General features: G+C 66.9%; 32 protein-coding genes. 16 read left to right on the forward strand and 16 right to left on the reverse strand.

The window, feature by feature from the left end:
* The first annotated feature begins 6 nt into the window (after positions 1–6).
* The 3 genes from A5789_RS33180 (at position 7) to A5789_RS33190 (ending at position 2,611) form a co-directional block, all read left to right on the forward strand.
* Positions 7–555: a PH domain-containing protein gene (locus A5789_RS33180; protein ID WP_063015945.1), complete on the forward strand. Its 549-nt coding sequence runs from the start codon at positions 7–9 to the stop codon at positions 553–555.
* Positions 556–616: 61 nt separating this feature from the next.
* On the forward strand, positions 617–1,294 hold the full coding sequence (locus A5789_RS33185; protein ID WP_030513615.1) for a response regulator transcription factor: 678 nt from the start codon (positions 617–619) through the stop codon (positions 1,292–1,294).
* Positions 1,295–1,300: 6 nt separating this feature from the next.
* The gene (locus tag A5789_RS33190; protein WP_064905692.1) at positions 1,301–2,611 is read left to right on the forward strand and encodes a HAMP domain-containing sensor histidine kinase; all 1,311 of its coding nucleotides are present in this window, start codon (positions 1,301–1,303) and stop codon (positions 2,609–2,611) included.
* A gap of 9 nt (positions 2,612–2,620) precedes the next feature.
* Here the strand turns inward: A5789_RS33190 and A5789_RS33195 are convergent, their stop codons facing one another.
* On the reverse strand, positions 2,621–3,166 hold the full coding sequence (locus tag A5789_RS33195) for a GtrA family protein (protein ID WP_063011191.1): 546 nt from the start codon (positions 3,164–3,166) through the stop codon (positions 2,621–2,623).
* 151 nt (positions 3,167–3,317) lie between these two features.
* Between A5789_RS33195 and A5789_RS33200 the strand changes: the two genes are divergently transcribed.
* Together A5789_RS33200 and purE are read left to right on the forward strand one after the other, a co-directional pair.
* On the forward strand, positions 3,318–4,520 hold the full coding sequence (locus tag A5789_RS33200; protein ID WP_064905756.1) for a 5-(carboxyamino)imidazole ribonucleotide synthase: 1,203 nt from the start codon (positions 3,318–3,320) through the stop codon (positions 4,518–4,520).
* Entirely contained in the window at positions 4,513–5,016 is a 504-nt protein-coding gene (gene purE, locus A5789_RS33205) for a 5-(carboxyamino)imidazole ribonucleotide mutase (protein ID WP_063015946.1), read from the forward strand. The genes A5789_RS33200 and purE overlap by 8 nt, the downstream gene beginning before the upstream one ends.
* Before the next feature lie 7 nt (positions 5,017–5,023).
* Here the strand turns inward: purE and A5789_RS33210 are convergent, their stop codons facing one another.
* Positions 5,024–5,590 (reverse strand): PIN domain-containing protein, encoded by a 567-nt coding sequence (locus A5789_RS33210; RefSeq protein WP_063015947.1) that lies wholly within the window; start codon positions 5,588–5,590, stop codon positions 5,024–5,026.
* Between the two features lies 1 nt (position 5,591).
* Positions 5,592–6,044: a helix-turn-helix domain-containing protein gene (locus A5789_RS33215; RefSeq protein WP_063015971.1), complete on the reverse strand. Its 453-nt coding sequence runs from the start codon at positions 6,042–6,044 to the stop codon at positions 5,592–5,594.
* Between the two features lie 107 nt (positions 6,045–6,151).
* Between A5789_RS33215 and A5789_RS33220 the strand changes: the two genes are divergently transcribed.
* The 3 genes from A5789_RS33220 (at position 6,152) to A5789_RS33230 (ending at position 8,782) form a co-directional block, all read left to right on the forward strand.
* Positions 6,152–6,832: a TetR family transcriptional regulator gene (locus tag A5789_RS33220; protein ID WP_063015948.1), complete on the forward strand. Its 681-nt coding sequence runs from the start codon at positions 6,152–6,154 to the stop codon at positions 6,830–6,832.
* 182 nt (positions 6,833–7,014) lie between these two features.
* Positions 7,015–8,172: an acyl-CoA dehydrogenase gene (locus A5789_RS33225; RefSeq protein WP_063015949.1), complete on the forward strand. Its 1,158-nt coding sequence runs from the start codon at positions 7,015–7,017 to the stop codon at positions 8,170–8,172.
* Between the two features lie 301 nt (positions 8,173–8,473).
* On the forward strand, positions 8,474–8,782 hold the full coding sequence (locus A5789_RS33230) for a hypothetical protein (RefSeq protein WP_030513629.1): 309 nt from the start codon (positions 8,474–8,476) through the stop codon (positions 8,780–8,782).
* 30 nt (positions 8,783–8,812) lie between these two features.
* Here A5789_RS33230 and A5789_RS33235 read toward each other — a convergent pair whose 3' ends face one another.
* Both A5789_RS33235 and A5789_RS33240 read right to left on the reverse strand, forming a co-directional pair.
* Complete coding sequence (locus A5789_RS33235) at positions 8,813–9,103, reverse strand: GNAT family N-acetyltransferase (protein ID WP_064905690.1); 291 nt, start codon at positions 9,101–9,103, stop codon at positions 8,813–8,815.
* 137 nt (positions 9,104–9,240) lie between these two features.
* Positions 9,241–10,599, reverse strand: a complete 1,359-nt coding sequence (locus A5789_RS33240; RefSeq protein WP_064905688.1) for an FAD-binding oxidoreductase — start codon at positions 10,597–10,599, stop codon at positions 9,241–9,243.
* A gap of 50 nt (positions 10,600–10,649) precedes the next feature.
* On the opposite strand from A5789_RS33240, the gene A5789_RS33245 reads away from it, so the two are divergent.
* Positions 10,650–10,970 (forward strand): co-chaperone GroES, encoded by a 321-nt coding sequence (locus tag A5789_RS33245; RefSeq protein ID WP_030513633.1) that lies wholly within the window; start codon positions 10,650–10,652, stop codon positions 10,968–10,970.
* A 47-nt stretch (positions 10,971–11,017) separates the two neighbouring features.
* On the opposite strand, the gene A5789_RS33250 is transcribed toward A5789_RS33245, so the two are convergent.
* Positions 11,018–12,481, reverse strand: a complete 1,464-nt coding sequence (locus tag A5789_RS33250) for an MFS transporter (RefSeq protein WP_218400007.1) — start codon at positions 12,479–12,481, stop codon at positions 11,018–11,020.
* Between the two features lie 158 nt (positions 12,482–12,639).
* Between A5789_RS33250 and A5789_RS33255 the strand changes: the two genes are divergently transcribed.
* The gene (locus tag A5789_RS33255; RefSeq protein ID WP_063015951.1) at positions 12,640–13,227 is read left to right on the forward strand and encodes a TetR/AcrR family transcriptional regulator; all 588 of its coding nucleotides are present in this window, start codon (positions 12,640–12,642) and stop codon (positions 13,225–13,227) included.
* Positions 13,228–13,239: 12 nt separating this feature from the next.
* Here A5789_RS33255 and A5789_RS33260 read toward each other — a convergent pair whose 3' ends face one another.
* Together A5789_RS33260 and A5789_RS33265 are read right to left on the reverse strand one after the other, a co-directional pair.
* The gene (locus tag A5789_RS33260; RefSeq protein WP_030513636.1) at positions 13,240–13,884 is read right to left on the reverse strand and encodes a cysteine hydrolase; all 645 of its coding nucleotides are present in this window, start codon (positions 13,882–13,884) and stop codon (positions 13,240–13,242) included.
* A gap of 7 nt (positions 13,885–13,891) precedes the next feature.
* Entirely contained in the window at positions 13,892–14,227 is a 336-nt protein-coding gene (locus A5789_RS33265) for a hypothetical protein (RefSeq protein ID WP_227462898.1), read from the reverse strand.
* Positions 14,228–14,285: 58 nt separating this feature from the next.
* Between A5789_RS33265 and A5789_RS33270 the strand changes: the two genes are divergently transcribed.
* On the forward strand, positions 14,286–14,618 hold the full coding sequence (locus A5789_RS33270; protein ID WP_030513638.1) for a helix-turn-helix domain-containing protein: 333 nt from the start codon (positions 14,286–14,288) through the stop codon (positions 14,616–14,618).
* A gap of 27 nt (positions 14,619–14,645) precedes the next feature.
* On the opposite strand, the gene A5789_RS33275 is transcribed toward A5789_RS33270, so the two are convergent.
* From A5789_RS33275 to A5789_RS33285, 3 genes are read right to left on the reverse strand one after another with little or no spacing between them, the layout of a single operon-like run.
* Positions 14,646–15,296 (reverse strand): Type 1 glutamine amidotransferase-like domain-containing protein, encoded by a 651-nt coding sequence (locus A5789_RS33275; protein ID WP_064905686.1) that lies wholly within the window; start codon positions 15,294–15,296, stop codon positions 14,646–14,648.
* 6 nt (positions 15,297–15,302) lie between these two features.
* Positions 15,303–16,142, reverse strand: a complete 840-nt coding sequence (locus tag A5789_RS33280) for a maleylpyruvate isomerase family mycothiol-dependent enzyme (protein WP_063015954.1) — start codon at positions 16,140–16,142, stop codon at positions 15,303–15,305.
* The gene (locus tag A5789_RS33285) at positions 16,139–16,609 is read right to left on the reverse strand and encodes an HIT family protein (RefSeq protein WP_064905684.1); all 471 of its coding nucleotides are present in this window, start codon (positions 16,607–16,609) and stop codon (positions 16,139–16,141) included. Before A5789_RS33285 ends, A5789_RS33280 begins: the two co-directional genes overlap by 4 nt.
* A gap of 326 nt (positions 16,610–16,935) precedes the next feature.
* Between A5789_RS33285 and A5789_RS33290 the strand changes: the two genes are divergently transcribed.
* The 4 genes from A5789_RS33290 (at position 16,936) to A5789_RS33305 (ending at position 20,284) form a co-directional block, all read left to right on the forward strand.
* On the forward strand, positions 16,936–18,024 hold the full coding sequence (locus tag A5789_RS33290; protein WP_064905752.1) for a Re/Si-specific NAD(P)(+) transhydrogenase subunit alpha: 1,089 nt from the start codon (positions 16,936–16,938) through the stop codon (positions 18,022–18,024).
* Positions 18,024–18,365: an NAD(P) transhydrogenase subunit alpha gene (locus tag A5789_RS33295; RefSeq protein ID WP_063011164.1), complete on the forward strand. Its 342-nt coding sequence runs from the start codon at positions 18,024–18,026 to the stop codon at positions 18,363–18,365. The genes A5789_RS33290 and A5789_RS33295 overlap by 1 nt, the downstream gene beginning before the upstream one ends.
* A 3-nt stretch (positions 18,366–18,368) precedes the next feature.
* Positions 18,369–19,781 carry an NAD(P)(+) transhydrogenase (Re/Si-specific) subunit beta gene (locus A5789_RS33300; RefSeq protein WP_063015955.1) on the forward strand — a complete coding sequence of 471 codons (1,413 nt, stop codon included), beginning with the start codon at positions 18,369–18,371 and terminating at the stop codon, positions 19,779–19,781.
* Positions 19,782–19,966: 185 nt separating this feature from the next.
* Positions 19,967–20,284, forward strand: a complete 318-nt coding sequence (locus A5789_RS33305; protein WP_063015956.1) for a hypothetical protein — start codon at positions 19,967–19,969, stop codon at positions 20,282–20,284.
* Between the two features lie 6 nt (positions 20,285–20,290).
* Here the strand turns inward: A5789_RS33305 and A5789_RS33310 are convergent, their stop codons facing one another.
* Positions 20,291–20,797 (reverse strand): MarR family winged helix-turn-helix transcriptional regulator, encoded by a 507-nt coding sequence (locus A5789_RS33310; protein WP_063015957.1) that lies wholly within the window; start codon positions 20,795–20,797, stop codon positions 20,291–20,293.
* A gap of 59 nt (positions 20,798–20,856) precedes the next feature.
* Between A5789_RS33310 and A5789_RS33315 the strand changes: the two genes are divergently transcribed.
* Positions 20,857–22,293 carry an MFS transporter gene (locus A5789_RS33315; protein WP_063015958.1) on the forward strand — a complete coding sequence of 479 codons (1,437 nt, stop codon included), beginning with the start codon at positions 20,857–20,859 and terminating at the stop codon, positions 22,291–22,293.
* Between the two features lie 69 nt (positions 22,294–22,362).
* Here the strand turns inward: A5789_RS33315 and A5789_RS33320 are convergent, their stop codons facing one another.
* The 4 genes from A5789_RS33320 to A5789_RS33335 all read right to left on the reverse strand — a co-directional run bounded on the left by A5789_RS33320 (position 22,363) and on the right by A5789_RS33335 (position 24,707).
* Positions 22,363–22,572 (reverse strand): hypothetical protein, encoded by a 210-nt coding sequence (locus A5789_RS33320; protein WP_063015959.1) that lies wholly within the window; start codon positions 22,570–22,572, stop codon positions 22,363–22,365.
* 84 nt (positions 22,573–22,656) lie between these two features.
* Positions 22,657–22,959, reverse strand: a complete 303-nt coding sequence (locus A5789_RS33325; protein WP_063015960.1) for a hypothetical protein — start codon at positions 22,957–22,959, stop codon at positions 22,657–22,659.
* Positions 22,960–24,381: a hypothetical protein gene (locus tag A5789_RS33330; protein ID WP_063910849.1), complete on the reverse strand. Its 1,422-nt coding sequence runs from the start codon at positions 24,379–24,381 to the stop codon at positions 22,960–22,962. It abuts the gene before it with no gap.
* A gap of 5 nt (positions 24,382–24,386) precedes the next feature.
* A complete protein-coding gene (locus tag A5789_RS33335; protein WP_063015962.1) occupies positions 24,387–24,707 on the reverse strand; it encodes a hypothetical protein in 321 nt (106 codons plus the stop codon).
* Between the last annotated feature and the right edge of the window lie 155 nt (positions 24,708–24,862).

Genomic DNA, 24,862 nt, shown 5'->3' on the forward strand with positions numbered 1-24,862 from the left:
TCGCATATGAGTTATCCGGAGGAGCTGCTCGCGCCGGACGAGCAGCTGCTACTGCACCGTCATCCGCATTGGAAGATGTTGTTCTTGCCGGCGCTCACCTTCATCCTCGCCACGGCGCTGGCCGGATTCCTGAGCGGGCTGGCCTGGCGCAACACCGAGGGCACCACGCGCAACGCCGTTCTCATCGCGATCGTCGTGGTGTGGGCGCTGCTGGTCGTGTGGCGTTGCCTGTCGCAGGTGATCCGTTGGAAGTCAACGCATTTCATCATCACCGACCGGCGGGTGCTGGTGCGCGAGGGCGTGCTCACCCACACCGGCATCGACATTCCGATGAACCGCATCTCCAGTGTGCAGTTCCGCCACGGGTTGTCGGACCGGTTGCTCGGCACGGGCACCCTGATCATCGACGCCGCCTCGGGTGATCCGTTGGAGTACGACGACATTCCGAACGTGCAGAAGGTGCATTCGTTGCTGTACCACCAGGTCTTCGACAACCCGCACGGCGATCCGGGCCACGAGCAGTATCAGGACCCTCGCTACGGCGGCCGTCGGTAGCGGCGGGCCGCGGTTCGGTGGCGCACGCCCGATCGGCCCGGTTCGCCAGTAATCTTGTGCTGTGACCGCCGTACTGCTGGCCGAGGACGATGAGGCCATCGCCGCTCCGCTGTCGCGAGCGCTGGGGCGCGAAGGCTATTCGGTAACCGTCGAGAGCTTCGGCCCCGCCGTGCTGCGCCGGGCGCTGGAGGGTGAACACGATCTGCTCATCCTCGATCTAGGGCTGCCCGGTATGGACGGCCTGGAGGTGTGCCGCCAGGTCCGTGCCCGCGGCGCCGATCTCGCGGTGCTGATGCTGACCGCCCGCACCGACGAGGTCGATTTCGTGGTGGGTCTGGACGCCGGCGCCGACGACTATGTCGGTAAACCGTTCCGTCTCGCCGAACTACTGGCCCGCGTGCGAGCCCTGTTGCGGCGCAGTGGCATCGGCGACGAGGCGGTGGAGATCGGCGGAGTGCGGCTCGAACCCGCCGCACGTCGGGTGCTGGTCAACGGCCACGAAGTGAATCTGGCCAACAAGGAGTACGAACTGCTCAAGGTGCTCATCGACCGGGCCGGGCAGGTCGTGCCGCGCGAGACGATTCTGCGCGAGGTGTGGGGCGATGCCGATCTGCGCGGCTCCAAAACCCTCGACATGCACATGTCCTGGCTGCGCCGCAAGATCGGCGACGAGGGCCCGGTCGCGGAGCGGCGCATCGTCACCGTGCGCGGTGTCGGTTTCCGCTTCAACACCGATTGATCGCCGATGCGGCGCCGAATTCTGCTGTCCATGCTGGCGGCCCTGACCCTCACCACCGTGGTGCTGGGTATCCCCCTGGCGTTCACCGCCTGGCAGTGGGTGGCCGATATCACCCGCAGCGATCTGCGGGCCCGCCTGGATCGCATGTCGGTGGAGATCGTCGGCCAGGAGCGTGAGGACGGGTTGGTCCACGGCGTGCTCGACCTGCGCTCGGTGCGGCCGCTGATTCCGTCCGGCGGACGTCTCACAATCATCTATCCGACTCCCGAGGACGCCGCGCTGCGCGTGGACGCCGGGGCGCCGGAGGTCGACAACCCGGTGGTGGAATCGCTGTCGATGGGCACGTCGGGCTCGCTGCGACTCGAGGTGCCGGCCGCCCCCATGCATTCGATGCAGCGGCAAGCGGTGGGCGCGGTGGCGTTGGTGGCGCTGGCCTCGCTGGCCGCGGGCGCCGCGGTGGCGGTGGTGACCGCGCGGCGGGTCGCCGATCCGCTGCGGGATGTGGCCGCCCGTGCCGCGCGGTTGGCGAAGGGCGATTTCCGGCCGGACCCGCGCCGGCACGGCATCACCGAACTCGACCGGGTCTCGGATGTGCTCGATTCGGCCACGGTCGAGATCGCGGGCCGGCTGCAGCGCGAGCACGCGCTGGTCGCCGACGTGTCCCATCAGTTGCGCAGCCGCTTGACGGCGGTGCGGCTGCGCCTCGACGAATTGTCGGCGCATCCGGACCCGGCGGTCGTCCAGGAATCGGAGGAGGCGATGGCGCAGGTCGATCGGCTCACCGAGGCGATCGACGAGTTGGTTCGCGATTCCCGCGACCAGGACGCCGCCGATCACGAACCGGTCCCGGTGGTCGCGGAATTGCGCGGGGTTGTCGCCGAATGGCGGCATCCCTTCGCCGAGGCCGGCCGCAAACTCGTGCTGTCCGGCGATCCGGCCCTGCGCGCGCCGGTGACCGGACCGCGGTTGCGCGAGGCGGTGGCCGTACTGGTCGACAACGCGCTGGTGCACGGCGGCGGAGACTGCTCGGTGTCGGTGCGCACCGTCTACGGCGGGCCCGACCGCGAACCGCTGGTGGCGGTCGAGGTGGCCGACGAGGGCGAGGGGGTCAGCGACGAACTGGCACCGCACATCTTCGACCGCGGCTTCTCCGGCGCCGGATCGACCGGGGTGGGGCTGGCGCTGGCGCGCGCGCTGATCGAAGCCGATGGCGGCCGGTTGGAACTACAGCGACGGCGTCCGGCGCTGTTCGCGGTATTCCTCGGTAAGCCGACCGTGGGGCGGTCGGGTAACGGCGTCATCGGGGAGCCCCGCTGAACGGTGGGTTCAGCTGAAGCCGAGCGGTTTCTCTTCCTCGTACAGTTCTTCGAATTCTTCGACCAGTGCGTCGATTTCGTCGGGGAACACCCAGCGCTTCATCGCCCAGAATCGGAACACCATCTGCAGGATGTTGCCGATGATGAAGGCGCTGACGAAGTCGGCGATGTTCTCCACGGTCAAGCTGACATCGGGAACGTGCAGATGGAAGAAATACCGCGAAACCCACAGCGGGAGATTCGACAGCAGCACACCGATGGCGCTGACCACGAAGAACAACAGGGCTTCGTGGTGTTTCTCACGACCGCCGCGACCCTTGAACGACCATTCCCGGTTCAGGATGTAGGACGCGATGACCGCGATTACTCCGGAAATGATCTTGGCAGTGATCGGTTTCGACTCGAGAACCGTCAATTTGAGGATGTAGAAGATACCGCTGTCGATGACGAAAGTGGTCGCTCCGACAATCGCGAACTTGATCAGCTCGTGATGACGAATAGCGAGGTCCCGTAGTGTTTTGGGGAGGATGTTGACCACATCGTCGACAAATGGCACCCGGTGAGTCTACGTCCGTCCCGCGCTGGGCAATCAACCCGCACTCATCCCCGCGTGTGGGCGCATGACAACATGGTGGGCTGTGAGCGAGCGTAGTGGGCCATCGATGGACCCCTCCACCGGGGTGCAAGAGGTTGCCGAGGGTGAACCGATGCCGGTTTCGCGCAGTTTCGAAGGTGGTGGAATGCCGACCGTCGCGATGATCGGCGGCGGGCAGCTGGCGCGAATGACGCATCAGGCCGCCGTGGCGCTGGGGCAGTGCCTGCGGGTCCTGGCCGAGCGCCCCGACGATCCGGCGGCCCAGGTCAGCCCCGAGCTGGTCCTCGGATCGCATACCGACCTGGCGGCCCTGCGCAAGGTTGCCGTCGGTACGCACGCGGTGACCTTCGATCATGAACATGTGCCGACCGAACATCTGCTGGCGCTGGTGGCCGAGGGCGTGAACGTGCAGCCGCCGCCGGCCGCGCTGGTCTACGCCCAGGACAAGCTCGCGATGCGGCGCAAACTGGCCGAGATGGGCGCGCCGGTCCCGGCGTTCACCGCGGTCGAGAACGTCGCGGATGCCACCGGTTTCCTCGCCGAACACGGTCCGTTCGTGCTGAAGGCGGTGCGCGGCGGCTACGACGGGCGCGGCGTGTGGATGATCGACGACGCCGCCGAGGCCGAGCGCATCGTCACAGACCAGCTCGGGCACGGTGTGATCTTGCTCGCCGAGCAGCGGGTGGATCTGAAGCGTGAGCTCTCCGCGATGGTGGCGCGCTCGCCGTTCGGGCAGGCCGCGGCCTGGCCGGTGGTGGAGACCGTGCAGCGCGAGGGCCAGTGTGCCGTGGTGATCGCGCCCGCGCCGCAGCTGTCGGACGAGGCCGCGACCGAGGCCGAATCGCTGGCTCTGCGGCTGGCCGCCGAGCTCGGCGTCACCGGTGCGATGGCCGTGGAGCTGTTCGAAACCCACGCCGGTGAACTGCTGGTCAACGAACTGGCCATGCGCCCGCACAATTCCGGGCACTGGGGGATGGACGGTGCCGTCACCGGGCAGTTCGAACAGCATCTGCGCGCGGTTCTCGACTATCCGCTCGGTGCCACCACGCCGCTGGCGCCGGTGACGGTGATGGCGAACATCCTCGGCGCGGCCGAGGCGCCGGCGATGTCGATGGACGAGCGGCTGCACCACCTGTTCGCGCGGATGCCGGAGGCGAGGGTGCATCTCTACGGCAAGGGCGAACGCCCGAAGCGCAAGATCGGGCATGTGAACATCCTCGGTGACGACGTGGCCGAGGTGCGGGAGAAGGCCGAACGGGCGGCGCACTGGATGTCGCACGCGGTGTGGACCGATGGATGGGATCCCCATGAGTGACGGAGCACAGGTCGGCCTGATCATGGGCAGCGATTCCGACTGGCCCACGATGGAAGCCGCCGCGGAAGCGTTGGCGGAGTTCGGGATTCGCTTCGAGGTCGGTGTCGTCTCGGCGCATCGCACGCCGCAGCGCATGCTCGACTACGCCCGCGAGGCCGCCGGTCGCGGCGTGAAGGTGATCATCGCCGGTGCCGGTGGCGCCGCCCACCTGCCCGGCATGGTCGCCTCGGCCACCCCGCTGCCGGTGATCGGCGTTCCGGTGCCGCTGAAATATCTCGACGGCATGGACTCCCTGCTGTCGATCGTGCAGATGCCCGCCGGCGTCCCCGTCGCCACGGTCTCCATCGGCGGCGCCCGCAACGCGGGCCTGCTCGCCGTCCGCATCCTCGCCGCCACCGACCCCCAGCTGCGCACCCGCATGGAACAGTTCCAGGCCGACCTGGAAAAACTGGTCCTCGACAAGGACGAAGCCCTGCGCACCCGCTTGCTGGGTTAGGACCGATTCATTCCACGGCCCGACCCGCACGCAGGGCGGCGATCGATTCGATGAGGCCCGCGCGTTCGAGTGCGTCGAGGACATCTTCGACGGTCTCCGGAGGATTGTTCCGTGAATCGGCAATCGACTGTGTGCACGCCCAGACGATGCGATCGTCCAGCGACATCTGGTCGAGAATGAACTCGTCGGGGCTTTTCGCCTCGATGTGCCACTGTGCGAGGTACTCGTTCGGGAAGTCGTCGAGGTTGGCGGTGACGATGACTCGCGCACCGGCCTTGATCGCCGCGGCGAGCACGTGGCGGTCGTCCATGTCGGGTAGTTTCAGGCCCTCGATGAGCGGTTCGTAGCCCTCGACCAGGCAGTCGGGTACAGCCCTGATGAGCAGCTGTCGAAGCCGCACGAACTTGTCGGGTGCGATGTCGGGCCGTTTGGCGGACAGGTTGTCGAAGGTTTCGTCGAGAATGCGGGCCGACCATTTCGCCTGCACTATGCCCGACCGCGCGAGCCGGACCATCATGTCCCGCAGTGTATTTCCGTAGAGAACGTTGGCGTCGTAGAGCACTACGAATGCCACGTCAGATGCCCAATTCCTGCCCGAGGGCGCCGAGCTCGTCGGCTGCGGACCTGCTGAGGACTTCGGTGCGTTGCTGGTATGCCTTCAGGTCGTCGAACCGGACTCGGCGGTGGCGACCGACGAGGCGGAACGGAATCTCGCCGGATTCGAGGAGGTTGACCAGATACGGCCGCGACACGTTCAGCATGTCGGCTGCCTGCTGTGTGGTCAGTTCCGCATTGGAAGGAACGACGGACACCCCCCGGCCTTCTGCTGCCTGGGCGAGGATGAACGCCAGCAGACTCACGGCCTCGCGCGGGAGTATCAAAGCGTCGCGGCCGGTCTCACCGGAAGCGACGATGGTTTGTTCGTCCGGGTGGCGCATGAGGTAGTCCTTGATCCGACGCATGGCGCGCGCGGCTACCTCCGGATCGATGGCGCCGGGTTCCGTCCGTTTGGCTGTCTGCATCCCCATCGTGGTCACCACTCCTTCCTATTCGAACTATACGCAATATTCGCAATATTCGAAACGGTCACCGGTTCACTGGGGGGGTCGCCGTGGCATCTCGCTACCGTTTAGACGTGCCCAGCGACAATTCGACCCCCGTTCGTGCTGCCGACGCCGCGGAGTTTCGGCTGGCTGTGGTCGATCATGCGTTGCGGCTGTTTGCCGAGCAGGGGTACGAGGCGACGACGGTGGACGAGATCGCGGAGGCGGCGGGGATTTCGCGGCGGACGTTCTTTCGGCAGTTCCGGTCGAAGGAGGATGTGGTCTTCGCCGACCACGAGGAGCAGCTCGCCCGGGCGAAGGCGTATCTGGCTGCGGCGCAGGGGGATCCGTGGGATGCCGTGCGGGAGGCGGTGGTCGGGATCTTCGAGCGGTTCACCGAGACCAGGGAACTGGCCGCGCGCCGGTACCGGGTGGTCCGGCAGGCCTCGGCACTGCGCGACCGTGAGATCGTGACCGTCTTCCGGTACGAACGGCTGTTCACCGACTATCTGCGCGATCGGCTGCCGGAGGTGCCCGATCTCGCGCTGATCCAGTTCAGTGCGGCCGTCACCGCCACCCACAACTATCTGCTGCGCCGCATGGTGCGGGGTCGGTCCGAGGCGAGCGCGGCCGATCTGCGCGCGGCGGTCCGGGCGATCGCGCCCCCCGGTGCGGCCCCGGAGCCGGGTGAGATGGTGGTCGCGGTCTTCCCGCGCGAGATGCCCGCACGGCAGGTCGCCGACCTCCTGGCCGACCGCCTCGATAATCTGTGAATCGGGCACCGAATCCAGGATTTGGCACTGAGTGCCACGCCGGATTCCGGCCATCCCCTCACGTCGTCGCCCTCGGACGGCGTATAGTCGAACCCGACTGGCACTGAGTGCCGAGGTGCGCCAGTGTAGTGCCGGGATTCGCGGACCAGGCGAATCGAAACCCCACGACCAGGAGTGAACCCATGGCGGGCAACCCCGATTTCGAACTGTTCAAGTTGGACGACATCCACGACGAGTTGCGCGCGGCGATTCGCGGCCTGGCCGAGAAGGAGATCGCCCCGCACGCCAAGGATGTCGACGGCAACGCCCGGTTCCCGCAGGAGGCCCTGGACGCGCTGAACGCCGCGGGCTTCAACGCGGTCCACGTCCCCGAGGCCTACGGCGGCCAGGGCGCCGACTCGGTCGCCACCTGCATCGTCATCGAGGAGGTCGCCCGCGTCTGTGGTTCGTCCTCGCTGATCCCGGCGGTGAACAAGCTCGGCACGATGGGCCTGATCCTGCAGGGTTCGGAGGAGCTGAAGCAGAAGGTGCTGCCCGACCTCGTCGAGGGCAAGATGGCCTCCTACTGCCTGTCCGAGCGCGAGGCCGGTTCGGACGCCGCCTCCATGCGCACCCGCGCCAAGCGCGACGGTGACGACTGGGTGATCAACGGCTCCAAGTGCTGGATCACCAACGGCGGCCAGTCCACCTGGTACACCGTGATGGCGGTGACCGATCCGGAGAAGGGCGCCAACGGCATCTCCGCGTTCATGGTCCACAAGGACGACGAGGGTTTCGTGGTCGGCCCGCTCGAGCACAAGCTGGGCATCAAGGGTTCGCCGACCGCCGAATTGTACTTCGAGAACTGCCGCATCCCGGGTGACCGGATCATCGGCGCCGAGGGCACCGGTTTCAAGACCGCGCTGCAGACCCTCGACCACACCCGGCCCACCATCGGCGCGCAGGCCGTCGGCCTGGCCCAGGGTGCGCTGGACGCCGCGATCGCCTACACCAAGGACCGCAAGCAGTTCGGCAAGGCCATCGCCGATTTCCAGAACACCCAGTTCATGCTCGCCGATATGGCGATGAAGGTCGAGGCCGCGCGCCTGATGGTCTACACCTCCGCCGCACGCGCCGAGCGTGGTGAGAAGAACCTGGGCTTCATCTCCGCCGCCTCCAAGTGCTTCGCCTCCGATGTGGCGATGGAGGTCACCACCAACGCCGTGCAGCTGTTCGGCGGCGCCGGCTACACCACCGATTTCCCGGTGGAGCGGATGATGCGCGATGCCAAGATCACCCAGATCTACGAGGGCACCAACCAGATTCAGCGTCTGGTCATGTCGCGCCAGCTGCTGCGCTGATCGCAGGCCCGATCGACGACGCGCGCGGCGCCGGGGAACGACTCGGCGCCGCCCGCGTTCGCTTGTGACATCGAACCGAAGCAGCACTGCCTCGTGGCGCGTCGCGCACGGTGAGTTGTCAGGACGCGTTACGGTATCGAAGCGCCGAATTCAGTGAATTACCGGCAATTTTCGCTGGTAGAACGGTAGTGCCACGAAAATCTCTGCGAAGTACTTTCAGATGCAATTTCAAATGTTCGTTCAATCGCAATCGGGCGAATTCGGAATTGTCCCAACGGCTTTCGCAGCGCACTATTGATGCATGGCAGGCGTGGAGATCACCGACAGGTTCGTCCGCCGCACCCTGGACAACGGGCGAATCGAAGAGGTCACCTGGCTGGAGCTGACCGAGGTGCGCATCATCACCACCGCCGACGGTCCCTTCGCCGACGACGTGTTCTTCGTACTGATCGGTGTGCGCGGGAACGGTTGCGTGGTCCCGCATTCCGCTGCCGACACCGAGTTCCTGGCCCGCCTGCAGAAACTACCGGGCTTCGACAACGCCGCCGTGATCGAGGCGATGGGGACGGTCGGCGACCGCCAGTTCCTGGTCTGGCGGCGCCGCATCTGACGCGGAGACCGCGGCGCCGCAGGAGGACCGCTAGGCGACCAGATCGGCGTATTCGCGATGGTCGTCGATGTACTGCTCCACGTACCAGCAGGTCGGCACGACGGCGAAGCCGTTGTCGCGGCAGTCGGTGAGCGCGTATTCCACCAGTTGCGCCGCCACCCCGCGCCCGCGGAACTCCGGGAAGGTGAGGGTGTGGTTGAGATCGCGAATCGGCTTGTCGCCCACGCTGTTCTCCGCGTAATCCGCGTAGCCGGCGAGAGTGTCGTCGATGTAGATCTCGTAGCGGCCGGCGGCCGTATTGTGCTCGAGCCTGGTCGTCATATCAGGTAGAACTCCGTCGTCGCCACGATTTGTTCCGCGCGCGGGTCAGCTCCCGCAGACTCGATTCAGCTCGTCCGACATTTCGCAGCCTAGCCGTCGACTGTCCGATTTGCGAGATTTTTCCGGCCGGTCCGAGTTCAGAGCACCGCGCCCGGATTGAGGATGCCGTGCGGATCCAGGGCTTCCTTGATGCGCCGGGTCAGATCCATCACCTCCGGACCGACCTGATCCGGTAGCCACGCCTTCTTCAACCGGCCGACGCCGTGTTCGCCGGTGATCGTGCCGCCCAGCGCGATGGCCAGGTCCATGATCTCGCCGAAGGCCTGATGCGCGCGTGCGGTCTCGTCCGCATCGGCGGGGTTGTAGACGATCAGCGGGTGGGTGTTGCCGTCACCGGCGTGCGCGATCACCGAGATCAGCACCTCCCGCCGCGCGGCGATCTCGGCGATACCCGTGACCAGCTCGCCCAGGCGCGGGAGCGGCACGCCGACGTCCTCGAGCAGGAGCGGACCCTTGCGTTCCACCGCGGGGATGGCGAATCGCCGTGCGGCGCAGAACGCTTCGCCCTCCTCGGGGTCCTCGGTCCGGAAAACCTCGGCGGCTCCGGCGCTTTCGCAGGCCTCGGCGATGATCGCGGCCTCCCGGGCCCGGTATTCGCCGGGAGCGTCCGAGCGGGCCACCAGCATGGCTGCGGCCTCGCGATCGAGTCCCATCCGCATCTCGTCCTCGACGGCGTTGATCGCCACCGAGTCCATGAATTCCAGCATCGAGGGACGCAGCCGGGCCGCGATCGCCTCGATCGCCGCGGTAGCCGCGGTGAGGGTGGAAAACGTGGCGACCACGGTGCTCTGCTGCGGCTGCGCGGGCAGCAACCGCAGCGTCAGCTCGGTGATGATGCCGAGGGTGCCCTCGCTGCCGACGAACAGTTTGGTCAGCGACAGCCCGGCGGAATCCTTGAGTCGCGGCCCGCCCAGCCGCACCACCGTGCCGTCGGCGAGCACCACCTCCATACCCAGGATGTAGTCGGTGGTGACGCCGTATTTCACGCAGCACAGCCCGCCGGCGTTGGTGGCCGCGTTGCCGCCGATCGAGCAGATCTCGAACGATGACGGATCCGGCGGATACCACAGTCCGTGTTCGGCCGCCGCCCGTTTGACCTCGGCGTTCAGCAGTCCGGGCTGGGTGACGGCGGTGCGGGTGACCGGATCGACCGTGATCTCCCGCATGCGTTCGGTACTCACCAGCAGGGCGCCGTCCTGCGCGGTCGCGCCGCCGGACAGTCCGGTTCCGGCGCCGCGCGGCACCAGCGGGACCCGATGTTCGTGCGCCCAGCCGACCACGGTCGCGACCTGTTCGGTGGTCAGCGGCCGGACCAGTGCCGCCGGCATTCCGGCCTGTGGATCGAGCGCGCGGTCGTGGCGGTACCCGGCGAGGATGTCGGGATCGGTGACGACCGTGCCGTCGGGAAGCAGGTCTGCGAGTGTTGCGATGTCCACATCCCGAACCTACGTGCTCGCGCGGGATCCGTGCGCAGTACACTGCCGCGGTGTCCGATGCCAAGCTAGAGATCCAGATGCTCCACGACCGGATCATGGTTCGCGTCTCCCAGGAGGAGGGCGAACGACGCAGCAGCGGCGGCATTCTGATTCCCGCCACCGCGCAGGTGGCGAAGCGGCTGACCTGGGGTGAGGTCAGCGGGGTGGGTTCGCATGTGCGCAGCGTGGGCGTCGGCGACCGTGTGCTGTTCAGCGCCGAGGACCAGTTCGAGGTGGAGGTGCAGGGTCAGGCCTACCTGGTGCTGCGCGAGCGCGATCTGCACGCGGTGGCGAGCGAACGCCCCGAACACGGCACCGGCCTGTACCTGTAACCGGCACGGCGATGCCCCCGGCCGGGTAGCCAGGGGCATCGAGCGCATCAGCGGGTGTGCCGCGGTAGCGCCAGCGCGGCGGCGAGCACCACGGCGAGGACCGCGATCCCGGCTACCGCGGCCATCTCCATGGCGGTCACATAGCTGCCGGTGCTGTGCACCGCGCCCAGCGCCGAGAAGAAGATGACGCCGAGAACGGTTGCGCCGATGGCGTTTCCGAACTGCTGCGCGGTGGTGAGCACGCCGGCCGCCATCCCGGCCTGCGGTGCGGGGATGCCCGAGGACAGCACGGCCGAGACCACCGACGGGATCGTCATCCCGTTGCCGAGGCCGACGACCATCATGCCCGGAATCAACGCGAGGGCGCTCACCTGCGTGCCCATGCCGACCAGCACCGCCAGGGTGATTCCCAGGCCGGTCAGGCTGGTGCAGGTTCCGATCACCATGACCCGGTTGCCGAACCGGTTGGCGACCCGCGGTGCCAGGAACAGCGAACTGCCCGCGAAGCAGAGTCCCAGCGGCGCGAACGCCGAACCCGCACGCAGCGGCGACAATCCGAGGCCGCCCTGCAGCATCAGCGTCAGGCAGAGCATGAATCCGGCGAAGAAGGTCAGATAGCCGCCCGCGATCACGAGGCCGAGGCTGAAGCCGCGTTCGCGAACCATGGCGGTGTCGAGGACCGGTTCCCCGCCGCGGCGTGCCAGCCGGTTCTCGTAACGCAGGGTCGCCAGCAGCACCGGCGCCGCGGCCGCCATCGACACCCAGGTCCACAGCGGCCAGCCCTCCGGCCGGCCCAGTGTGATCGGAATCAGCAGCAGTGCCAGTGCCGCGGAAATGCCCACGGCGCCAACGGGATCCAGCCGCGCCCGGCGAGTGCTGCCGGTGCGGGGCAGCCAGCGTGCGGCCAGGGCGGCCGCGACCAGTCCGATCGGCACGTTGATGTAGAAAATGGTCCGCCAGCCCCAGCCGAACAGATCGGCGTCGAGCAGGACGCCGCCGAGCACCTGGCCCGCGACCGCGCCGAGGCCGATGGTGGCGCCGAACGCGGCCATCGCCCGGGGCCGTTCGAGCGGCGGGAACAGGGTGTTGATCAGTGCCAGCATCTGCGGCACCATCAGCGCCGCGGTGCCGCCCTGCAGGACGCGCGCGCCGACCAGCGCCCAAGCATTCGGTGCGAGGCCGCAGAGTAGCGACGCCACCGTGAAGGCCAGCATGCCGACGACGAACAGGCGCCGATGGCCGAACAGGTCGCCGAGCCGGCCGCCCGTGATCAGGCCCGAGGCGTAGGCGAAGCCGTAGCCGCCGACGATCAGTTCCAGCGCCGCTTCGCCGGCGTTCAGATCGTGTTGTAGCGAGGAGGCGGCGACATTGACGACGAACCAGTCGAACATCGCCATGAACATGGCACTCAGCACCACCGGCAGCACCCGCCAGCGCGCCGGGTAGGGCACGGGCTCGGCCGGCGGCGTACGCAGAAGTGGTGGGGCGGTGGGTGTTTCGAGGGTGGGCAATATCGGACTCCCCGGAATCGGTCGAGAGTATCGACGGCGCCGCGCTGCGCCGCGGGATGCGGATCGGTCTCCGCACGGGATGTAACTAACCGGTTGGTTAGAACTATTCCAGCGCCCGCGACGTCGTGTCAACCAATTGGTTGGTTAGCATCGATGGCATGCCCCCGCGCGATCCCGAGGCCACCAAGGCCCGCATCTTCGAGGCGGCGACCGAGGAGTTCGCCGCCCACGGGATCGCCGGTGCCCGCGTGGATCGCATCGCCCGCAACGCCAAGGCCAACAAGCAGCTGATCTACGCCTACTTCGGCGACAAACAACACCTGTTCGAACAGGTGCTGGAGAAGGCGATGCTCGATGTGGCCGCGGCGGTCTCGACCGATATCGACGATATCGATGCCTGGGTGGACGCCCATATCGCCTACCACCGCGAACATCCGGAATTCCTCCGGTTGCAGATGTGGGAGGCGTTGGAACTCGCGCCGGACCGAGTGACCGCCGGCGAGGCCCGCGCGCGCCGCTACCGGGACAAGATCGAGAAGGTCGAGGCCGCACAACGGCGGGGACTGCTGCGCGACGATATGCCGCCCGGCTATCTGCTCACCCTGCTGACCGGGCTGATCAACTATCAGCAGGCGCTCCCGCAATCCCGGCGGTTCGTCGTCGGCGGCCCCGACGATCCGGCGGAGCTGCGCAACTGGGTGCGTGACGCCGCGCGCCGGATCGTGGCGCCGCGCGAGGAATCCTGAGCCTTACACCCGCTAACGCCGCGCGGCGATCTCCGTCTCGAGGGTGGCCAGGTCGGTGGTCAGCGATCCGCCGGCGAAAGCCATTGCGGCATATGACCGTTCGGCCGCATCGGCATGTCCGGCGCCACAGGCGTCGGTCACCGTGATCGGCAGATAACCCAGATCGATGGCATGCCGCACCGTCGGCTCGATACCGACCTCGAGGGCGATCCCCGCGATCACGACGGTATCGATGCGCAGGTCACGCAGGGCGATATCCAGGGGTGTGCCCGCGAAGGCCGACATGGTGATCTTGTCGAAAACCACCTCGTCCGGGCCGGGGGTCAGCTCCGGAACCAGGTGATACTGCGGTGAGCCCTGCGGGAACATCGACCGCACCCGGCTCGGATCGTCCACGCGCTGCCACGCCATGGCCGTCCGCAGCTGCGCCACCCCGGCCGCGGCCGGCGGCAGTGACATGTGCCGGGTGTAGAACACGCGAAAACCGTTGGCTCGAGCCGTATCACGAAGCCGGACGCAGGCATCGACGATCTGCTGCCCGGCGGCGATCTGACCGACGATGCCGACCTGCATGTCGTAGATCAGCACCGCGGTCCGAGCCGGATCGCACGCGTCCGCCACGGTCAGGGCGATGTCGAGTCCGAATGCATGCCGCATATACTGCTCACCTGGTCCGATCGTAGGGTTCGGCCGTGTCGACCGACGCGTCCATGAGCGCCTCGAGCGGGAGTGGGGCGGTCACCGGAACGTAGGTCCATTCCAGAAAGCCCTTCTTGGACAACGGGAAATCGTCCACATATCGCCGGGCCTCCGCGACACTGTCCACCTCGAAGACGATCACCACACCCGATTCGTCCGCACGGGCGTAGTTCTCCCGGACGATTCCGGCCTTCCAGAGGCGCCACACATTCGCGACCTCCTCGGGCAGATACGGTGTGATGGTCTCGAGCGTGACCCCGGGTTTGAAGCGGTCGAAGGCGATAACTTTCATGAGATCCATGCAAGTCCCGTGATTACAGTGTTACAAGAGCGCACTTTTCGGTAAGTAGGTGAGCGCGATGTCGCAGCGGCGGTATTACTGCCCGGTCGAGGTCACTGTCGACCTGATCGGTGGGAAGTGGAAACCGGTGATCCTCGCGCATTTGAAGGAGGGGGTGCGGCGCTACGGTCACCTGCGCCGGGCCATGCCCTCGACCAGCGAGAAGATGCTGGTGCAGCAACTGCGCGAGCTCGAGGCCGACGGTCTCGTCAGCCGGACCGTATTCGATACCGTCCCGCCGCAGGTGGAATACGATCTGACCGCCGAGGGGCGCAGCCTGGTTCCGGTGTTGACCGCGCTGTACGAATGGGGCGAAAAACGGTGTGAGCGAACGGGTATCACCCTCGGGTGAGCACGATCGCGGCCGGACCGTGCCGGGTCAGCCGGCTGCGGTCAGCACCTCGGTGCGTGCACCGTCGACCACGACGGCATCGTCGTCGGTCAGCGCCCAGTGCGGCGTTCCCGCCGCGCGTAAACGGGCGGCCAGGCGGGTGCCGTGGCCGTCCGGATCGGTGGCCGGCGAATCCACATGCGGGACGATCGCCCGGTCCACCAGCCCCAGTCCGTCCCAGCGCGGATCGATACCACAGGCGAGCCGCACCTCGGCCGGATCGTCGGCGTCCTCCAGGCCGTGCAGGTCGGGAGTGAGCAGGCAGGCGCCCGCGCTGTACCCGGTGTAGGCCAGCGCGTCCTCGGCCAACAGGTCACGCAGAACGAGATCGGCCGCGCTGCGGGCGAACTGGGCCCGGAGGACGAAGGTGTTGCCGCCGCGAACCCACAGCGCCGGATATCCGCGCAGCACCCGCTCCAATTCGGCGCGACGACCGATGTAATCGCGCAGATCGACCACCTCGGGCCGAAAACCGCTGCGCCGCAGGGGAACCAGATCGCTGGTCACCGCGCCGGACCACGCGGACGGCCACGCATCGCAGGCGTTCGGAACGACCGCGATCGGCCCCGGACCGCCGACCAGCTCGGCGAACCGGTCGTAATGGGCGCCGAATCGGTAGCTGGACAGGAAGAGTCGCACGGCGAGTCAGATGGTGAAGGCGAGATTCGCGGCGATCCGCTCACCCAGTGCGCGGTCGCCGTCGACCTCGATCTCGTCGCGATGATCCGCGGCGGCGGTGCGTCCGCCGCACAGGCGGGCGAACAGGCTCGAACTCAGCCGAACGACGGTGTCGGCCGGACGATCGAGGGTCGCGACGACGTCCGCGCGCCCGTCGACGCGGATGTGGACGGTCCGGGCGACGGGACCGGTGGTCTCGATCGTGATGCGGGATCCGTCGGGCGCGCCGCCCCGCTTGACCACCACGCGCCCGAGGAAGGGTTCGATCTCGTCCAGTGCGATCTCGGCGCGCCGGCCGCCCTCGTCCATACCCAGGGCTTTCGCATCGCCGCCGAGCGCGTCGGTGATGTCGAGTTGATGCATCCAGCAGTCGAACAACCGCACCCGCATGAACCTGCCGTACGGCACCACCCCGATCGGGGACTGGATATCGGCGGTCCAGGCGGCCTCGTCGACGGCCGCCAGCGCGGCGCGGCGCCGGTCGGTCACCTCGGTGAACCGCCGCAGCAGTTCGTCGCCGCGCAGCGGTCGCAGCGATTCCAGCCACATCTCGTTCAGCGCTCCGGTGTCGTTGCGGACGTGGTCGAAGGCGTGAACGTCACGGTCCACCTGTGGTAGCGACTCGCCGAGCAGCATCGATTCGGTGCCGACGACATGGGCGAGCACATCGAAGATCGTCCACCCCGGCAGCGGTGACGGCAGCCGCCAGCGGTCCTCGTCCAATCCGGCGGTCAGTTCCGCCAGCACATCCCACTGGCCGGAGAGCGCACTGGTCAGTTCGGCGCGGTCGAGTGAGGCTGTGCTCATGAACGAGTCTCCCTGTCGGTCGGGTCGAGTCGGTCCGGTTCCGCGCCGAGCCGGTCGAGCCCGGTGCGGAGCGCGGCCGCGGTGGCCGTCGGATCGTGCGGCCGTCGCAGCAGGAAGCCGCGGGCGAAGGTGAACAGATCACCACCGCGGCGCGGCACCACGTGCAGGTGGACGTGATGCACCGTCTGGAAGGCCGCTTTACCGTCGTTGAGTACGAGATTCGCGCCGTCGGCGCCGAGATCGCTGCGCCGCAACGCCTTTGCGATGCGATGGCCCACGCGGAACAGGTCCGCGCCCAGTTCGGCGTCGAGTTCGTCGAGGTGGGCGGCATGGCTTTTCGGAATCACCAGGGTGTGTCCCCGGGTGATCGGCCGGATGTCGAGGAAGGCGTACACGCGCTCGTCCTCGTAGATCCGCGTCGCCGGCGCGTCGCCCGCGACGATCCGGCAGAAGATACAGCCACTCACCACGCAGACATTACGGCGTAAGGCGCACCCGGCATAGCCCGCTTCTGCGCTGCGTGAAGCGGCAATCGAGGGAAAAGCCGTGGTGTGATGTGATGTTGATCTCAACTAATCTCACCGGCCTGCCGGGTACAGTTGCGAGAATTATTTCGGACCTTACTGAAAAGTAAGTTCCGCTCGGCCAGACCCAACAGGCGGCCCACCTGGACATCAGGGGGCCAGCTTGCCGTCACAAGTTAGGAAGTTGACCAGTGGAGACAACGCAGGGCGCGAACGAGGGCGCGCAGCCCGGCGACGACAGTCGCGCGTCGCACCGCACGCGTGTCGGTGTGGTTCGTGAGACCAATGCCGACGAACGACGCGTCGCGTTGGTGCCGAAGATCATCCCGAGCCTGGTGAAGCAGGGTGTACAGGTCGTCGTCGAAGCCGGCGCGGGTGTCGGGGCATTGATTCCGGACGAAGTCTACGAGGCCGCGGGCGCGACGATCGGTGATCCGTGGCAGGCCGAGGTCGTGGTGAAGGTGGCCCCGCCCAACGACGCCGAGATCGCCAAACTGTCCGAGGGCCAGACGCTGATCGGATTCCTCGCTCCGCGCAACGCCGACAACAAGATCGGGGCGCTGCAGAACGCGGGCGTGCGCGCATTCGCCGTGGAGGCGATCCCGCGCATCTCGCGTGCGCAGGTGATGGACGCGCTCTCCTCGCAGGCCAATGTCGCCGGGTACAAGGCGGTGTTGCTGGCGGCGTCGGAGTCGACGCGCTTCTTCCCGATGCTGACCACCGCGGCGGGCACGGTGAAGCCGGCGACGGTGCTGGTGCTCGGTGTGGGTGTCGCGGGTCTGCAGGCCCTGGCGACCGCCAAGCGTCTCGGTGCGCGCACCACCGGATACGACGTGCGGCCCGAGGTGGCCGACCAGGTGCGGTCGGTGGGTGCGCAGTGGCTGGATCTGGGTATCGATGCGGCCGGCGAGGGTGGTTACGCCCGCGAGCTGACCGAGGACGAAAAGGCCCAGCAGCAGCAGGCTTTGGAAGATGCCATCAAGGGTTTCGACGTGGTGGTGACCACCGCGCTGGTGCCGGGTCGCCCCGCGCCGCGTCTGGTGACCGCCGCGGCGGTGGAGGGGATGAAGCCCGGCAGTGTGATCGTCGACCTGGCGGGGGAGACCGGCGGCAACTGCGAGCTGACCGAGCCCGGTAAGACGGTGGTCAAGCACGGTGTCACGATCTGCTCGCCGCTGAATCTGCCGGCGACGATGCCCGAGCACGCCTCGGAGCTGTACTCGAAGAATATTGCGGCGCTGCTGGAGCTGATGCTGAAAGACGGCGAGCTCGAGCCCGATTTCGGCGACCAGGTGCTCGCCGATTCCTGTGTGGCCGGTGCGCCGAGCCGTCCCGCCGATTCCGAGGAGCAGGGCTGATGTATACCGAGCTTTTGGCCAATATCGCGATTCTGGTGCTGTCCGGATTCGTGGGTTTCGCGGTGATCTCCAAGGTGCCCAACACCTTGCACACCCCGCTGATGTCGGGCACCAACGCCATTCACGGCATCGTGGTGCTGGGTGCGCTGGTCACCCTCGGCAAGGTCGAGCACCCGTCGGTGATCACGCAGATCATTCTGTTCGTCGCGGTGGTGTTCGGAACGCTGAACGTGGTCGGTGGTTTCGTGGTGACCGACCGGATGCTGGGGATGTTCAAGGGCAAGAAGCCCGCTGCGTCGGGCGCGGAGCGCCCTGGAAATACCGAGAAGGCGGGCCGCTGACTCATGGACAATCTGGTCAACATCCTTTATATCGTCGCGTTCTCGCTGTTCATTTATGGCCTGATGGGCTTGACCGGTCCGAAGACCGCGGTGCGTGGTAACTGGATCGCGGCGGTCGGTATGGGCATCGCGGTGATCGCGACGTTCATCTCCATCCGGGACACCTCGAACTGGATCATCATCATCGCGGGCCTGGTTGTCGGTGTGGCGCTGGGTGTTCCGCCGGCGAAGTTCACCAAGATGACGGCGATGCCGCAGCTGGTGGCGGCGTTCAACGGTGTCGGTGGTGGCACGGTCGCGTTGATCGCGTGGTCGGAATTCCTCAACAGCGACGGCTTTTCGTCGCTGCACGAGCAGCCCACCGTTCACATCATCATCGGTTCGCTGTTCGCGGCGATCATCGGTTCGATCTCGTTCTGGGGCTCGCTGATCGCGTTCGGCAAGCTGCAGGAGATCCTGCCCGGCCGCCCGATCGGGCTCGGGAAACTGCAGCAGCCGGTCAACCTGCTGCTGGCCCTGGGCGCGATCGCCTCCGCGGTGGTCATCGGTATCGGCGCGACCAAGGACGGCGCGCCGTGGTGGTGGATGGTGCTGCTGCTGGTGCTGGCCGCGGTGCTCGGTCTGATGGTCGTGCTGCCGATCGGCGGCGCGGACATGCCGGTGGTCATCTCGCTGCTCAACGCGCTGACCGGTCTGTCCGCGGCGGCCGCGGGTCTGGCATTGAACAACACCGCGATGATCGTGGCCGGCATGATCGTCGGCGCGTCCGGCACCATCCTGACCAACCTCATGGCCAAGGCCATGAACCGGTCCATCCCGGCCATCGTCGCGGGTGGTTTCGGTGGTGGCGGCGGTGCCGCCGCGGCCGGTGGCGGTGAGCAGAAGCAGGCCAAGGCCACCTCGGCCGCCGATGCCGCGATCCAGATGGCCTACGCCAACCAGGTGATCGTGGTGCCCGGCTACGGTATGGCCGTCGCCCAGGCCCAGCACGCGGTGAAGGAGATGGCCTCGCTGCTGGAGGCCAAGGGTGTCGAGGTCAAATACGCCATCCACCCGGTCGCGGGTCGCATGCCCGGCCACATGAACGTGCTGCTGGCCGAGGCCGAGGTCCCCTACGACGCGCTCAAGGAAATGGACGACATCAACGGCGAATTCTCGCGCACCGACGTGGCTTTGGTGATCGGCGCCAACGACGTCACCAACCCCGCCGCGCGCGAGGACTCCTCCAGCCCGATCTACGGCATGCCGGTGCTCAACGTCGATCAGGCCAAGAGCGTGATCGTGCTGAAGCGGTCGATGAACTCCGGCTTCGCCGGCATCGACAATCCGCTGTTCTACGCCGACCACACCTCCATGCTGTTCGGCGACGCCAAGAAATCCGTCGGAGCCGTCACCGAGGAACTCAAGGCGCTGTAGCGATCGAGGCGCGTCACCACCGCATCGGTGGCGGCGCAGGTTCGGACCCGAAACGGCCCGCAGCACATCTGCTGCGGGCCGCTTCCTCGCGTGCACGGTGCCTTCCGGCAGCGCGGGGCGGACTAGAGTGGCCCGCAGAGCGCGGTGGTGCCGGGAGCGTCGCACAACAGCCGGAAGGGGTCGACATGACGGTTCGGGAGCGATTCGATCTGCCTGCGGTGGGCGATGATTCGGCGGTCTACGGGACGCCCTATCAGACCCCCGAGGGCGCCACGGTCATCCCGGTGACGCGCCCCGGCGGAAAATTCCGGCGTGCGCGACCGCTGGGCGTCTTCGTAATCCAGGACGGGAACACCGGCTGGCATGCCGTCACCGACGACACCGCCATCGCGCTGCTGGGCATCTTCGTCGGCTTGGTGGCGACGACGCTGTCCTTGATCGCGGTCGTGCGGAATCCGCCATGGCCGGACGTCAGGATCCGGATCGACCGCAAGGAGCGCTGAGGAGGGTCATCGCCGCCAGGCGTCGGTGCGCTCGGCACTGTCGAGAAACGCGTCGACCATGCGGTGGTTGAGCGCCGCGAGCTGACGCAGGTCCTCGGTCGACCAGTCCGCCAGCGCGTCGCGCATATGACGTCGGCTCACCGCGCGGATCGCGTCGACGGTGGCCCGGCCCTCGTCGGTGATGCGCACCCGCTGTGCCCGGCGGTCCTCCGGATCGGTCACCCGATCGACGTAGCCGGCTCGTTCCAGGCGCTGGATCTGACGCGTGACATGCGGCGCCTCCACATCCAGGCAGGCCGCGAGCTCACCCATGCGCATGGGCTCCGCGGCGTCGGCGAGCATCCGCAGCAGCGGCACGTTCGCGCGGTCGAGATTCACCCCGGCCGCGGCCACGGTGCGATCGTGCCGTCTGGCCCGGGTGAGCAGGTGCGCGATCCGGGTCAGGGCGCGCTCGAGTTCCACGATGTAGTCGGCGTCGACCACCGATTCGGGACTTCCTTCGGAACGCGGCACAGGGTTATCCTACTACCCAACTTACTTAAGTTAGGTAAGTATAAAGATAGGGAACTCAGATGACGTCGACCGTCACCGGCCGATCCACCGGAACCGATTCCGAAACCGGTGCGCCGGCGCACCTGGTCGTCACGCTGCTGGCGCTGTGCGCGGCAGGACTCGTGGTCTCGCTGCAGCAGACCGTGGTAATTCCGTTGCTGCCCAGGCTGATCGGGCAACTTCACACCGACGTCGCGGGTGTGACGTGGTTGTTCACCGCCGCGTTACTCACCGGAGCCGTTGCCACGCCGCTGCTTTCGCGTTTCGGCGACATGTACGGCAAGAAGCGCATGGTGATGTTCTGTATGGGACTGCTGATCGCCGGTTCGGTGGTCTGCGCGGTGGCGACTTCGCTGGGGGTCTACATCGTCGGCCGGGCGCTGCAGGGCACGTCGTCGGCGTTGATTCCCCTGGGCATCGGCATCATTCGCGACACCTTCCCGCGCGAGCGGCTCACCACCGCCATCGGCGTCATCAGCGGCACCATGGGTGTCGGCGGCACCATCGGCATGCTGGTGACCGGCGTCATCGCGGACAAGACCACCAATCCGCATCCGGTGTTCTGGATGACCGCGGTGCTGGCCGTGATCGCCACAGTGCTGGTCGGGGTGAGCGCCAAGGATGTCGGGCAGCGCCACGGCGGGCAGCCGGACTATCTCGGCGCGGTCCTGCTCGCCGGTCTGCTGGTGTGCCTGCTGCTGGCCATCAGCGAGGGACCGCGCTGGGGCTGGGGAGAGACCAGCGTGATCGGGCTGTTCGCCGCGGCCGCCGTGCTGGCGGTGGTGTGGGTGCTGGTGGAGCGCAAGGTCGCGCAGCCGCTGGTGCGCTTGCCCCTGCTGGTCGGCCCGCGCTCGCTGTCGGCCAATATGGCGTCTGCGCTGCTGGGCTTCGCGATGTTCGGCTCCTTCACCCTGATCTCGAATTTCGTGCAGACCCCCGCCGACAAGGTCGGCTACGGTCTGTCCGGCTCGGTGCTGGCCGTGGGTCTCTACGGCATTCCCAGCTCGGTGCTGATGACCTTCTTCTCCTTCCGGACCGGGCGCATCGTCGCGCGCATCGGACCCGCCTTCACCCTTGCCATCGGCGCGGCCTTCGCCGGCGCGGCGACCGGATGGCTGGCGCTGTCGAATGCGCACGGCTACGACATGGTCATCTCGAATACGCTGCAGGGCATAGGCTTCGGGATTGGCTATGCGGCGCTGGGAACCCTTGCCGTCCAGCATGTTCCGATGAGCGAGAGCGGAATCGCCAGCGGGATCAACTCACTGGTGCGTACGGCGGGCGGCAGTATCGCCGGCGCCATCACGGCCTCGATCCTGAGCGCTCTCACCATCGGTCACACCGGGGTGCCGTCGCTGCACGCCTACGTGATCAGCTTTGCGGTGCTGAGTGTCGGGGCGTGGCTGGCCGCGGCCGTGGCGCTGGGCAACGGCCTGCGGCACAAGCACGAACGGTAGCGGTCAGCGGTTATCGTATGCCGTAACCGGGATCCCACATTTCTGGCGGATCGAGAACGCGGATGACCGTCAGGACAACCGTCCCAGTGCGGGGAGCAGCACAAAGCAGCCGGCAGTGCCGACCAACGCCACCGCGATGCCTGTGCCAAGCTGTCGCGCGCCCCCTCCGCGAGCGCAGAGCACAGCAGCGGCGATCAATTCGATCGCGTACAGCAGGACGAGCGCGAAGATCAGGTAACCGTTGATGAAGAACGGAATCACGTTCAGCGTGAGGCACACTGCAGCCCCTCTGAATGACAGTGGGCCGAACCAGGTTTCGCGCCTGTGCTGCGGAGCGGAGTGTTCTCGGGTCACAGGACGCTCCTACCTGGTCGCGAAATAGAGGCATCCGATGATGACAGACGACCCGAGCCATATGCCCGCGGTGGTCACTGCGGCAAGAGCTACGCCGCGGGCGGGCCCCCGCGCCTTCCATCGAAGGAGCGAGGCGATCAGGGTACCTACCACCGAGGCGGCGAGAAACGAACCGAAGATCGTGCCGTCGGTGTCCGAGTGCATCGCGCGCGCCGCGATGATCATGACCACCAACTGCAGCAGGAAGAAACCCGCGACGCCCCATGTGGCGAGGCGCCAGAACCGCGCATCTTCCGACGAAGAGGGCGTCATTCAGGCCGTCCCTGCGGGTATCCGCTGCACTGGGGCGGTAGGCGGCGCCGTGACCGGACCGAACGATGTCGACGGCTTCGGATTGCCTGGCACATCATAGCGATCGTTCCACTCGGTGAACGGACCGAAGGCCGCACCTCCCACGCCGATGTCATGGTGAAACGGCAGATTCAGAGCCGGGCCGAGTGAGCTCCCGGATCGAGCCGGATCCAGCGCGATCGTTTGCGTGCGACCGTCGGGGGTGTCTTGATACACCTCCAATGATGGGTAATCGGTGCGCGTCCCGTTCACTTGGACCCCGTTCGGACCGGGCTGGAACACCAAATCGCCGTTGACCGTGACATCGTGGCCATCCAGGCCGGGAGGTTTGGTCATCCAAGAGGGCGGCAGTGGGTTACCCGCGTCGTATTGGATGCGTACCGACCCGTCTGGGTTCTGCCACACTTTCCCTTCCGGCGCACCAACTTTGACCTCGCCCGGGCTGCCGTCGTCGTTCTCGCGGACAGACGGGTTCTGGCGCATGACGACGATGCCGTTCTCGTAGTCGACATACGTAGTGACCTTCGTATGTTCGGGATCGAAGTTCGGGTCGGCCGTTCGATTGTTGCCCAAGTCGCGAGCGCCGGGATTGAGATTGAGCGGGTTGGGGTCCGGGTCGGAGACGTCACGTTGCTCGATGTACTGAGACGATCGGACCACCCCCTGCCCAGGAACGGGCGTGATCTTGACGACACGGATCTCGGGCCCGACCCCCTTGAACTCCGGGGTATAGCTGTTCGGGTTCAGGACCTCGGCTGTACTCCAGTCGGATGCGGTTGTCGGCGGACGCCCGAACAACTGCTGGAACGCCGCGGCCGAGGTACGGATCCGATCCGGATCGGCGCGGGAATCCATCGATTTGAAGCTCTGATCGGCCACCTTGATCGCCGTCAAGGTAGTCGTCGATGCCAGCCTCGTCAGTTCGTCGTTGGCCGTGGCAATGGCGGCGCTCCATTGCGCATCGGCGGTTCGGAGGCTGGCGACCAGTCCCGGCAGGCGAGAAAGCTGCACGCCCGCTTCGGAATTCGGATCTTGTATTCCGGTTGCGCTCCAGTCGTCAGCGACGGCAACCGGCGGGACGACGTAATGCTGAAAGATCGTCTTGATTTCCGCTATCGGGTACTGAAGGTCGCGAGCTGCGCCGGCGCAGGCGGCACTGAGGTCATCGTATGCGGTGGCAATCGCTCGCATCTGAGTCTGTTCACGGTCGGCTTTGTCTTCGGCGGCTCGGGCCGCCGCGCCTTGCCACGCCAGATCGTCGTGGATGGTCTTGTGGAGCGTGCCCGCTACTTTGACGATGGCGTCGGCAATCTGGCCGGCCCGGTCGGCGACGCCCTGCAGGCCCGAGGTATCCATGGCCAGTACTTCTTTCGGAGTCGGCATGATGGCTACCGACCCGCGTGCGGATCGCCGGAATTCAGATCCGCGACAGCGGCGAGGCGCTGAGCGGCGTCTTGGTCGTTGCCGTGAAAGCTGTCTGCACACGTCACCAACAGGGCTGAGAACTCGTCGAAACGCGCCTTCAGAACGTCTTTGGCTTGCGTACTCGCCGCATTGGACTTGCCGAGTTCGGTCCCTACCGACAAACCCGCGAGCAATTTCGCCACCGGATCGGCGTCGAGTTTCGGCGCATTGTCGACCTCGGTCGGTAGTAGCGCCAACTCCCCGGCCGCGGCCCGCAGTCCGTCCGGATCGACTTGAAATGTCATTTCCCCTCCTCGTGTCAGCATAGAGCAGGGAAGCGGGTCTCGCGGTGGATGACGACTGCGACGACCGAGCGCGCACACCGGGGTGCCGTCGCTGCACGCCTACGTGATCAGCTTTGCGGTGCTGAGTGTCGGGGCGTGGCCGGCCGCGGCCGTCG

Origin of the sequence: Nocardia sp. 852002-51101_SCH5132738, from assembly GCF_001665695.1 — a bacterium.
In the GTDB taxonomy this organism is placed as follows: Bacteria; Actinomycetota; Actinomycetes; order Mycobacteriales; family Mycobacteriaceae; genus Nocardia; species Nocardia nova.

Coding starts and splice junctions, on each gene's coding strand:
- A5789_RS33225 (WP_063015949.1), top strand. CDS start 7,015: ATGGCGGGCAACCCCGATTTCGAACTGTTCAAGTTGGACGACATCCAC.
- A5789_RS33215 (WP_063015971.1), bottom strand. CDS start 6,044: ATGGGGATGCAGACAGCCAAACGGACGGAACCCGGCGCCATCGATCCG.
- A5789_RS33295 (WP_063011164.1), top strand. CDS start 18,024: ATGTATACCGAGCTTTTGGCCAATATCGCGATTCTGGTGCTGTCCGGA.
- A5789_RS33305 (WP_063015956.1), top strand. CDS start 19,967: ATGACGGTTCGGGAGCGATTCGATCTGCCTGCGGTGGGCGATGATTCG.
- A5789_RS33260 (WP_030513636.1), bottom strand. CDS start 13,884: ATGCGGCATGCATTCGGACTCGACATCGCCCTGACCGTGGCGGACGCG.
- A5789_RS33270 (WP_030513638.1), top strand. CDS start 14,286: ATGTCGCAGCGGCGGTATTACTGCCCGGTCGAGGTCACTGTCGACCTG.
- A5789_RS33265 (WP_227462898.1), bottom strand. CDS start 14,227: ATGGATCTCATGAAAGTTATCGCCTTCGACCGCTTCAAACCCGGGGTC.
- A5789_RS33325 (WP_063015960.1), bottom strand. CDS start 22,959: ATGACGCCCTCTTCGTCGGAAGATGCGCGGTTCTGGCGCCTCGCCACA.
- A5789_RS33190 (WP_064905692.1), top strand. CDS start 1,301: ATGCGGCGCCGAATTCTGCTGTCCATGCTGGCGGCCCTGACCCTCACC.
- A5789_RS33315 (WP_063015958.1), top strand. CDS start 20,857: ATGACGTCGACCGTCACCGGCCGATCCACCGGAACCGATTCCGAAACC.
- A5789_RS33255 (WP_063015951.1), top strand. CDS start 12,640: ATGCCCCCGCGCGATCCCGAGGCCACCAAGGCCCGCATCTTCGAGGCG.
- A5789_RS33180 (WP_063015945.1), top strand. CDS start 7: ATGAGTTATCCGGAGGAGCTGCTCGCGCCGGACGAGCAGCTGCTACTG.
- A5789_RS33235 (WP_064905690.1), bottom strand. CDS start 9,103: ATGACGACCAGGCTCGAGCACAATACGGCCGCCGGCCGCTACGAGATC.
- A5789_RS33335 (WP_063015962.1), bottom strand. CDS start 24,707: ATGACATTTCAAGTCGATCCGGACGGACTGCGGGCCGCGGCCGGGGAG.
- A5789_RS33230 (WP_030513629.1), top strand. CDS start 8,474: ATGGCAGGCGTGGAGATCACCGACAGGTTCGTCCGCCGCACCCTGGAC.
- A5789_RS33280 (WP_063015954.1), bottom strand. CDS start 16,142: ATGAGCACAGCCTCACTCGACCGCGCCGAACTGACCAGTGCGCTCTCC.
- purE (WP_063015946.1), top strand. CDS start 4,513: ATGAGTGACGGAGCACAGGTCGGCCTGATCATGGGCAGCGATTCCGAC.
- A5789_RS33200 (WP_064905756.1), top strand. CDS start 3,318: ATGCCGGTTTCGCGCAGTTTCGAAGGTGGTGGAATGCCGACCGTCGCG.
- A5789_RS33300 (WP_063015955.1), top strand. CDS start 18,369: ATGGACAATCTGGTCAACATCCTTTATATCGTCGCGTTCTCGCTGTTC.
- A5789_RS33330 (WP_063910849.1), bottom strand. CDS start 24,381: ATGCCGACTCCGAAAGAAGTACTGGCCATGGATACCTCGGGCCTGCAG.